General features: G+C 72.5%; 9 protein-coding genes. 3 read left to right on the forward strand and 6 right to left on the reverse strand.

The features are described from left to right. Positions 1 to 300: 300 nt before the first annotated feature. The 5 genes from ACOV8S_RS25410 to ACOV8S_RS25430 all read right to left on the reverse strand — a co-directional run bounded on the left by ACOV8S_RS25410 (position 301) and on the right by ACOV8S_RS25430 (position 4,176). The gene (locus ACOV8S_RS25410; protein ID WP_448320555.1) at positions 301 to 525 is read right to left on the reverse strand and encodes an SGM_3592 family protein; all 225 of its coding nucleotides are present in this window, start codon (positions 523 to 525) and stop codon (positions 301 to 303) included. A 122-nt stretch (positions 526 to 647) separates the two neighbouring features. After that, positions 648 to 1,376 (reverse strand): ABC transporter permease subunit, encoded by a 729-nt coding sequence (locus tag ACOV8S_RS25415; protein WP_448320557.1) that lies wholly within the window; start codon positions 1,374 to 1,376, stop codon positions 648 to 650. 28 nt (positions 1,377 to 1,404) lie between these two features. Continuing rightward, complete coding sequence (locus ACOV8S_RS25420) at positions 1,405 to 2,316, reverse strand: ABC transporter ATP-binding protein (protein ID WP_448320559.1); 912 nt, start codon at positions 2,314 to 2,316, stop codon at positions 1,405 to 1,407. Then, the gene (locus ACOV8S_RS25425) at positions 2,313 to 3,254 is read right to left on the reverse strand and encodes an ABC transporter permease (RefSeq protein WP_448320561.1); all 942 of its coding nucleotides are present in this window, start codon (positions 3,252 to 3,254) and stop codon (positions 2,313 to 2,315) included. The genes ACOV8S_RS25420 and ACOV8S_RS25425 overlap by 4 nt, the downstream gene beginning before the upstream one ends. Next, entirely contained in the window at positions 3,241 to 4,176 is a 936-nt protein-coding gene (locus ACOV8S_RS25430) for an ABC transporter ATP-binding protein (RefSeq protein WP_448320869.1), read from the reverse strand. Before ACOV8S_RS25430 ends, ACOV8S_RS25425 begins: the two co-directional genes overlap by 14 nt. Before the next feature lie 336 nt (positions 4,177 to 4,512). On the opposite strand from ACOV8S_RS25430, the gene ACOV8S_RS25435 reads away from it, so the two are divergent. From ACOV8S_RS25435 to ACOV8S_RS25445, 3 genes are all read left to right on the forward strand, one after another. Then, entirely contained in the window at positions 4,513 to 5,085 is a 573-nt protein-coding gene (locus tag ACOV8S_RS25435) for an RNA 2'-phosphotransferase (protein WP_448320563.1), read from the forward strand. A gap of 52 nt (positions 5,086 to 5,137) precedes the next feature. Then, on the forward strand, positions 5,138 to 6,040 hold the full coding sequence (locus tag ACOV8S_RS25440) for an LLM class flavin-dependent oxidoreductase (RefSeq protein ID WP_448320565.1): 903 nt from the start codon (positions 5,138 to 5,140) through the stop codon (positions 6,038 to 6,040). Between the two features lie 118 nt (positions 6,041 to 6,158). Then, positions 6,159 to 7,049, forward strand: a complete 891-nt coding sequence (locus ACOV8S_RS25445) for a Cof-type HAD-IIB family hydrolase (RefSeq protein WP_448320566.1) — start codon at positions 6,159 to 6,161, stop codon at positions 7,047 to 7,049. Positions 7,050 to 7,200: 151 nt separating this feature from the next. Here the strand turns inward: ACOV8S_RS25445 and ACOV8S_RS25450 are convergent, their stop codons facing one another. Further along, complete coding sequence (locus tag ACOV8S_RS25450) at positions 7,201 to 8,265, reverse strand: M23 family metallopeptidase (RefSeq protein ID WP_448320567.1); 1,065 nt, start codon at positions 8,263 to 8,265, stop codon at positions 7,201 to 7,203. Between the last annotated feature and the right edge of the window lie 173 nt (positions 8,266 to 8,438).

Raw genomic sequence — 8,438 nt, forward strand, 5'->3', positions numbered from 1 at the left:
TGGGAGAAGGCGATCTCACGCCCCCCGGAGGTCTCCCGGGTGGGGCGGCCCGCGCGGGGCTGTGTTCCCGCGCGCTCGAAGCGGCCGCCCCCGGGCGGCTCCCAGCGGCACGTACGCGGTGGGGTAACGAATCCCACCGGCGTCGGCGCGGGCCTGCCCAGCCGGGGGCCGGGGCCTTTCCTCCCCGTCCCCGCTCCCGGACCACGTCACGCCGGACATGTCCGGCGTGACACCCCACTGTGCCTCCGCGCGGGCCCGCTCCGCCACCGAATTAGCGGGCGGCCGGCCGCCCCGGGCGGGTCACTTCCGCCGCCACCTGCGGCGGCGCGCCTTGCTCCAGAACCAGCCCGCCGGGGGCTGGTCCGTCCGCCACGGCTCCGGCTGAGGCGGCTCCCGCCGCCACCGCGCCGCCAGCATCCTGGCCCGGCCCGACGGCTCCTGGACCGTCGCGCCGCGGACGAAGTCCTCGTCCAGGACGACCTCGTCCCAGTCCTTTGGACCCGCCGTCCCTTCAGGTTCCGTCATCTCCCCGTACCTCCCGGATCCCCTCACGCCCAGTGTGCCGGGGCGGAAGGGGATCCGGAATCACGTTCGAGGAGATCGACGCCGGACGCACCCCGTCGGGAGGGTGCGTGAGGGCGCGCGTCTCACTCCTCCGTAGCGGGGGTCAGGGTGCGCAGGCGGCGGGCGCCGTACCAGGCGGCGAGCACGGTGAGCACGACCAGCAGCACCGCGCCGGTGACGGTGCCGACCTCCGAGGTGACCAGCTTCCCCTCGGCCAGGTCGCCGCCGACCGCCAGCGCCCACTGCTGGACGCTCAGGGACCGGGCTCCCGGCACGAAGGAGCCGAGGAGCGCCTCCCAGACCAGGGCGTAGACCAGGCCGACGACCACCGCGTGACGCGTGATCGTGCCCAGCATCAGGAAGAGCGACGCGTAGGCCACCGAGGCGACCATGGCGGCGACCGTGTAGGCGACGGCGACCCCGTCCGCCGTTCCCGCCAGGATCAGCGCGGAGACCAGGGTGGGGACGGCCGAGAAGACCATCGTCACCCCGATCGCCACGACCAGCTTGGTGAGCAGCACGGTCCGCCGCTTCACCGGCTTGCTGAGCAGGTACATCACCGAACCGTCGTCGATCTCGGGACCGATCGCCCCGGTGCCGGCGATCACGCCGACGATCGGCACCATGGCGGCCAGCGCGAAGCCGCCGAGCACGTTGACCGCGCTCTGCGGATCGGCGCCCGCCATGAGCCGCACCACGACGGAGATCACCACGAGCAGCAGCGGCAGGCTGCCCAGGACGAGGGCGCGGCGCCGGCCGAGCAGGGCCCGGTAGGTGAGCCGGGCCACCGTGGGATGGAAGGCTGTGGACATCGTGAGGGCCTCCTGGGCCGCTGTGTCGCTAGGCCGCGACAAGGTACGAGAAGACGGACTCGAGGGACTCGTCCGACGGCGACACCGTGTAGAGCCGGATGCCGTGGTCGCGGGCCACCTGGGGCAGCAGCGCGGTGAACCGGCCGAAGTCGGCCGCCTGGATCAGCAGCGCGTCCTCGGCGGTGTCCACCTCGATGCCGGACGTCGACGGGTCGCCGATCAGCGCCGCGGCCAGGGCCCGGTCGTCGCTGGAGCGCACCAGGTACCGGTGCGGGCGGTCGGTCATCAGACGGCGGATGGAGCGGAAGTCGCCGCTGGCCGCGTGGCGTCCGGCGACGACCACCTCGATGTGCGAGGCGACCTGCTCGACCTCCTCCAGGATGTGGGAGGAGAACAGCACGGTGCGGCCCTCGGCCCCCATCCGGCGCAGCACCTCCATCAGCTGCATCCGCTGGCGCGGGTCCATGCCGTTGAACGGCTCGTCGAGCAGCAGCACCGAGGGCCCGTGCACCAGCGCGGACGCCATCTTCACGCGCTGCCGCATGCCCTTGGAGTACGTGCCGATCCGGCGGTCCTGGGCGTACTCCATCTCCACCAGGGCCAGGGCGCTCTGCGCCTCGGCGTCCCCCAGACCGTGCAGCTCGGCGTTGGCCACGACGAACTCACGGCCGGTCAGGAAGTCGTACATCGCCTCGCGTTCGGGGACGATGCCGATCTCCCGGTAGATGTCCTCGTTGCGCCAGACCGGCCTGCCGTCGAGGGTGACCGTCCCGGCCGAGGGGGAGAGGAACCCCGCCATCATGTTGATGAGCGTGGACTTGCCCGCTCCGTTGGGCCCCAGCAGACCGGTGACGCCCGGGCCGACGTCCATGGTGATGTCGTTGACGGCGACCACGTTGCCGAACCAGCGGGAGACGTGGTCGAGCTTGATGGTGGTCACAGCCCGGCCTTTCGGTAGCGGCGGATCAGAAGCGCGTAGCAGCCGGCGATCAGCGTCGCGACCACCAGCAGGTAGACGACGCCCTGGGCGGCGGACGGGCCGACGCTGCCCGGGAAGGGGCCTTCGGCGTCGAAGAAGGCGTGCTGGAGGCCGTAGATGAGGCTGCTCGGCGAGAAGAGGCCGATCCAGTTCAGCGCGCCCTCGGCCCCGCTCTCGTCCGCGGCGACCTGCAGCGCCGTGACCGCGGTGTAGGACAGGGTCATGACGGCGATCACCGCGGCCACGCCGAAGCCGCGGCGCGGCGTGAGGGCGGCGACCAGCAGGGCGATGGCGGAGTGCAGCAGGGAGAGCACGGCGGCGCCGGCGAGCCCCTGGGCGAAGCCGGTCGTCTGGTCCGTGAAGTCCAGCTTCGCCAGCAGCGCGCCCGCGTAGAGGAGCACCAGGGGCAGCGAGGTGAGCACGAAGACCGCCGAGGCCATCGCCGCGTACTTGGCCCGGACGTAGTCCGAGGTCTCGATGGGCCGGGAGAAGTACAGCGGCATGGTCCGGTACCTCAGGTCCAGCGAGACCGCCTGGGGGGCCTGGGCGGCGAGGAACAGGGCGATCACCATGTCGAAGCCGACGGCGTACTCGACGTAGGCGATGGGCAGTTCCTTGCTGCCGGTGACCATGGTGGTCGCCACCGCGATCACCGCCGGCAGCGCCATCACCGCGGTGATGATCACTGGCACGATCTTGGACCGGGCGGAGCGGCCCAGTCCGAAGGCGCCGCGCAGGGACTGCACGAACAGTGAGCGGCGGGCGTAGGAGCGTCCCAGGCGGGGGCCGTCGTAGCCGCGGTAGCCGATGTCGTGGATCCGGCTCTCGGGCGCGGCGCCGTCGCCCGGCCGTGACGGCCTGCCCGGGGAGCCGGCCGGCGTGAGGCTATCGGTCGTCATGGCGGAAGACCTCCGAGATGTGGTGCCGGCGCTGTTCCATGCGCACCAGGCCGAGCCCGAGGCCGGCGACGGTGTCGCGGACCAGGTCGTAGGTGGCGTCGCCGTCCGCGGTGAGGAGCAGGATGCGGCCCGCCCCGGGAAGGCCGGCGCCGCCGTCCTCGGTGCGCACCCCTTGTGCGTCGAGGGCCTTGCGGAGGGCCTCGATGCCGTCGGGGTGCTCGTCGCTGTCGGTGACCTCCACCGCGAGGACCGCGGTGGACCGGGTGAAGTCGGTGGTCGAGCTGGACTGCAGCAGCGAGCCGCCATCGATCACGACGACGTGGTCGCAGGTGCGCTCCAGTTCTCCCAGCAGATGGGAAGTGACCAGCACCGATATGCCGAAGTCGGTGTGGATCCGCCGGATCAGGCCCAGCATGTCGTCCCGGCCGGCCGGGTCGAGACCGTTGGTGGGCTCGTCGAGCAGCACCAGGTCCGGGTCGTGGACCAGCGCCTGGGCCAGCTTGACCCGCTGCTTCATGCCGGTGGAGTAGCCGCCGATGGGCCGGTAGCGCTCCTCGTACAGGCCCACGTGACGCAGGGTGTCGGCGGTGCGCTCACGGGCGGCGGCCGACGGCAGACCCGACATGCGCGCCATGTGGACGACGAACTCGGTGGCCGAGACGTCCGGCGGCAGGCAGTCGTGCTCCGGCATGTAGCCGACCCGGGCGCGGATGGCGGCGCCCTCGGCCCGGACGTCCATGCCCAGCACCTCGGCGCGTCCCTCCGACGCGGGGGAGAGACCCAGCAGGATCTTGATCAAGGTCGATTTGCCGGCGCCGTTGGCGCCGACCAGGCCGGTCACCCCGGAGCCGATGTCCAGGGTGAGCCGGTCGAGGGCGGTCACCCGGGGGAACCGCTTGCTCAGGCTTTCGGTCAGGATCACAGTCACGGCCCTGACAGTAGGGGCGAGGGCGCGGGCGCGTCGTCCTCCCGTGGGGCGTGCCCGACTCACCCTCCAGATGTAGGGGACGCGTAAGGGTCCACCTCGGAGCTGAGACGGCGACCGGGCGACGGGGTGGGACGGAGGGGCGGAGGGACGGAACGGAGGGGCCGTCGGACGGAACGGAGGGGCCGTCGGACGGATGGGGCTGCCGGGCCGTGGCGGGATGAGGCGGCTCCGTCCGTATCGCGGCGAAGTTGTCCACAGGTTGGTCCCCAATCCTGTGGAGAACCGTAATTCGCTGTGGATCAAACGCTCGATGCCTGAGACTTGGGCCACATGAACACCTCTCAGGAAAACGCCGGCACCGACGACCGGCGCATGGTGAAAGTCTCCAAGTACCTCTCCCGGCATCTGCGCCACCAGCCGGACCGGATCGGCATCGCCCTCGACCCCGGCGGCTGGGTGGAGATCGACGCCCTGTTGGAGGCGGCCGCGGCCCATGGCTTCCCGATCAGCCGGGCGGAGCTCGACCACGCGGTGGCGGCCAACGACAAGCGGCGCTTCGCCGTCGAGGGCACCCGGATCCGTGCCAGCCAGGGTCACACCGTCGAGGTGGACCTCGGCCTGGAGGCGGCCGTTCCGCCGCCGTTCCTCTACCACGGCACCGTCGCCCAGTCCCTGGACGCGATTCGCACCGAAGGGCTGCGCCCGATGGCCCGCCATGACGTCCACCTCTCGGTGGACCGGGAGACCGCCACCAAGGTGGGCGCCCGCCGGGGCCGCCCCCTCGTGCTGACGGTCGACGCCGGGGCGATGCACCGGGACGGCCATGTCTTCCAGGTGAGCGCCAACGGCGTCTGGCTGACCCGGTCGGTCCCACCGGAGTACCTGCGGCTGCAGCAGGGGTGAAGTGCGCAGGTGGGATGTTTCACGTGAAACGCCCCGGCCTTAGGCTCGCAGCATGAGCATGCGCCTGAGCACCGTGATCCTGCCGTACCGCCGCTGGCAGGAGGGCGGACGAGCCTCCTGGGAACTCGCCGAGGAACTCGGTTTCCACACCGCCTACACCTACGACCACCTGTCCTGGCGCACCTTCCGGGACGGCCCGTGGTTCGGCGCCGTTCCCACCCTGACCGCCGCCGCCACCGTCACCTCCCGGGTACGCCTGGGCACCCTGGTCACCTCGCCCAACTTCCGGCACCCGGTCACCCTGGCCAAGGAGCTGATCTCCCTGGACGACATCTCCGGCGGCCGGATCACCCTGGGCATCGGTGCCGGAGGCACCGGCTTCGACGCCACCGCGCTGGGCCAGGACCCCTGGACTCCGCGGGAGCGCGCCGACCGGCTGGCCGAGTTCGTCCCGCTGCTGGACCGGCTGCTCACCCAGGACTCGGTCTCCTACACGGGCGACCACTACTCGGCGCACGAGGCCCGCAACATCCCGGGCTGCATCCAGCGCCCCCGCCTGCCCTTCGCGGTGGCGGCCACCGGGCCGCGCGGGATGAAGCTGGCCGCGCGCCACGGTCAGGCCTGGGTGACCACGGGCGACCCGACGATCTTCGAGACCGGTACCCCGGAGGACTCGGTGACGGCCATCCGCCGCCAGACCGAGCGGCTGGCGGACAGCTGCGCGGCCCTCGGCCGGGACGTCAAGGAACTCGACAAGGTGCTGCTCACCGGCTTCACCCCGGACCGCAACGCTCCCCTGGAGTCCGTGGACGCCTTCGTCGACTTCGCCGGCCGTCACGCCGAGCTGGGCTTCACCGAGCTGGTGATCCACATGCCGATCCCCGACTCGGAGTTCGACGTGGACGAGAAGACCTTCGAGCGCATCGCCACCGAGGCACCGGCGCAATTGAGCTGAACTCCAGCCGTCGGCTGGACCTGCTCCGCCCGGCCTACCCGGCATTTGCGGGGGAACTGATCATTCAGGGATCGATTCTCACTCAAATGTGCGGACGTCCGCACGCACGTGCTGGCATATGCGCGAGAATGGCGGAGTGACCTCAGCTCTCGAAGCGCCCGCAACCCGGGCCCACGCTGCAGTTCCGCCCCGGCTGATCGCCACGGACCTCGACGGCACGCTGCTGCGGGACGACAAGTCGGTCTCGCCCCGCACGGTGGCCGCCCTGGCGGCCGCCGAGGCGGCGGGCATCGAAGTCTTCTTCGTGACCGGGCGGCCCGCTCGCTGGATGGAGGTCGTCGCCGACCACCTGCAAGGGCACGGGCTCGCCATCTGCGGCAACGGGGCAGCCGTCGTCGACCTGCACGACGGCCCGGGTCGCCACCGCTTCGCCAAGGTCCGCGAGGTCGGCCACGCCAACGCCAGGGAGACCGTCCGGCTGCTGCGCGAGGCGGTTCCTGGCACGCTCTTCGCCGTCGAGCAGACCTACGCCTTCCACCAGGAGCGTGCCTACCCGCGCATCTTCGTGGAGACGCCCGACTCCTACGGCGATGCGGAGGAGCTGCTGGCGCCCGGTGGCGTCGCGGCCTCCCTGCCGGTGCTCAAGCTGCTGGCCTTCCACCACGAACTCGAGCCGGACGCGTTCCTCGCCCTGGCCCGCACCGCGCTCGGCGAGCGGGTCACGGTCACCCGCTCCAGCCCCAGCGCCCTGCTGGAGATCAGCGGCCCAGGCGTCTCCAAGGCCAGCACGCTCGCCCTGTGCTGCGCCGAGCGAGGCATCTCTCCCGAGGAGGTGGTCGCCTTCGGCGACATGCCCAACGACGTCGAGATGCTGACCTGGGCCGGGCGGGCCTACGCCATGGGCAACGCCCATCCCGACGCGCTGCGGGCCGCCGGGCGGCAGACCGCCGGCAACAACGAGGACGGGGTCGCGCTGGTCATCGAGGAGATCCTCGCCGACCTGCCGTAGCCGCCCGGAGGGCGGCGGGGTCCTGGGCCGGCGTGAGCCTGACCCGGCAGGGACCCGACCCGGTGTCGGCCTGACCCGGCGTGGTTCTGGCCCGGTGTCGGCCTGACCCGGCGTGGTTCTGGCCCGGCATGGGCCGGTGCTGTGCCGGGCTTCAGCCGAGGGGCACTCCGTGGGAGGCCAGCCAGGGGACCGGGTCGAGCGCCGATCCCGAGCGGGGCGTGACACGGACCTCGAAGTGCAGGTGCGGGCCCGTGGAGTTGCCGCTGGTCCCCGACTGGGCGATCCACTGTCCGGCCGTCACCCGCTGCCCCTGGTCGACGGTGACCGCGGCCAGGTGCGCGTACTGGGTGAAGTAACCGCCGGGGTGCTCGACCACCACCTCGATCCCGAAAGGGCCGCCGCAGGACACCCTGGCCACCCGGCCCTCGCCCACCGCGCGGACCGGCGTGCCGATCGGCACCGCGAAGTCCTGCCCCGTGTGCCGGCTCGCCCACCGGACGCCTCCCTGGCCGAACCCGGCCGACAGCGCGTACTCCTCGACCGGCGCCACCCAGGTCCCCGGCGCAGACGGTTCCGGCTGCTCCAGCCGCACCGCGCCCCGGCACGAGCCGGCCGCGACCGAGGCGTCCGCCCGGCTCTGCAGCAGCGCCCGCGCCTCCTCCAGGGTGCTCTCGATCCGCTGCCTCTTCCCGTCCAGTTCGGCCGAGTGCTCCTCCAGTCGCTGCCGCCGTTCCTCCGCTCTCCGGTGTTCCTCGGCCAGTCGCCGCTCGGCCCGCCGGCTCCGGTCGATCACGTTCTGGAGGGCGAGGTCCGCGCGCCAGACGGCCCGCTGACCGGACATCAGCGTCCGCGCGTCCCCCGAGAGCAGGATCTGCGCGGTGACCGGCAGACCACCGCCCGCCCGGTACTGGGCCCTGGCGTACCGGCCGACGTCCGCCCGGATCACCTCGGCCTCCTGGCGCTTGCGGGCCAGCAGCCGGTCCAGCTTCCCGGCGCGCGCCCGCTCCTGCTCCAGCCGGCGGGCGTCGGCCTCGTACCGGTCGGTGGCCCGGGCCGCTTCCCGGTACAGGCGGGCCACCCGTGTACTGAGGCCGCCGTCGTCCGGTGGACCGGCGAGCCCTCGCCCTTCCTCGGCGGCGGCGTGCGGCACGGCCAGCGCGGCCAGGGTGCACAGCAGGACCGGAACCAGCGGGAGGACACGGCGAGGTGAGGGCATGTCAGCGATGCTGGTGGTGCCACCCGCGCCTGGCTCGCCGGAGACGTACGGCCGGGGGAACCCGTACGGCACCCGAGGGAACCTCTGCGGCAGCCGGGGGACACGACCCGCGTGCCGCCCGGCCCGACCCTGGCGTTTCCCTGGCCTGGCTCGCCGGCCGCCGGGCCCGGGGT

It is taken from the genome of Streptomyces sp. CO7, assembly GCF_053474865.1.

What these genes read in the sequence shown, in the direction of transcription:
- ACOV8S_RS25415 (WP_448320557.1), bottom strand. Translation starts at nt 1,376, where the DNA reads ATGTCCACAGCCTTCCATCCCACGGTGGCCCGGCTCACCTACCGGGCC.
- ACOV8S_RS25425 (WP_448320561.1), bottom strand. Translation starts at nt 3,254, where the DNA reads ATGACGACCGATAGCCTCACGCCGGCCGGCTCCCCGGGCAGGCCGTCA.
- ACOV8S_RS25435 (WP_448320563.1), top strand. Translation starts at nt 4,513, where the DNA reads ATGAACACCTCTCAGGAAAACGCCGGCACCGACGACCGGCGCATGGTG.
- ACOV8S_RS25445 (WP_448320566.1), top strand. Translation starts at nt 6,159, where the DNA reads ATGCGCGAGAATGGCGGAGTGACCTCAGCTCTCGAAGCGCCCGCAACC.
- ACOV8S_RS25450 (WP_448320567.1), bottom strand. Translation starts at nt 8,265, where the DNA reads ATGCCCTCACCTCGCCGTGTCCTCCCGCTGGTTCCGGTCCTGCTGTGC.
- ACOV8S_RS25440 (WP_448320565.1), top strand. Translation starts at nt 5,138, where the DNA reads ATGAGCATGCGCCTGAGCACCGTGATCCTGCCGTACCGCCGCTGGCAG.
- ACOV8S_RS25410 (WP_448320555.1), bottom strand. Translation starts at nt 525, where the DNA reads ATGACGGAACCTGAAGGGACGGCGGGTCCAAAGGACTGGGACGAGGTC.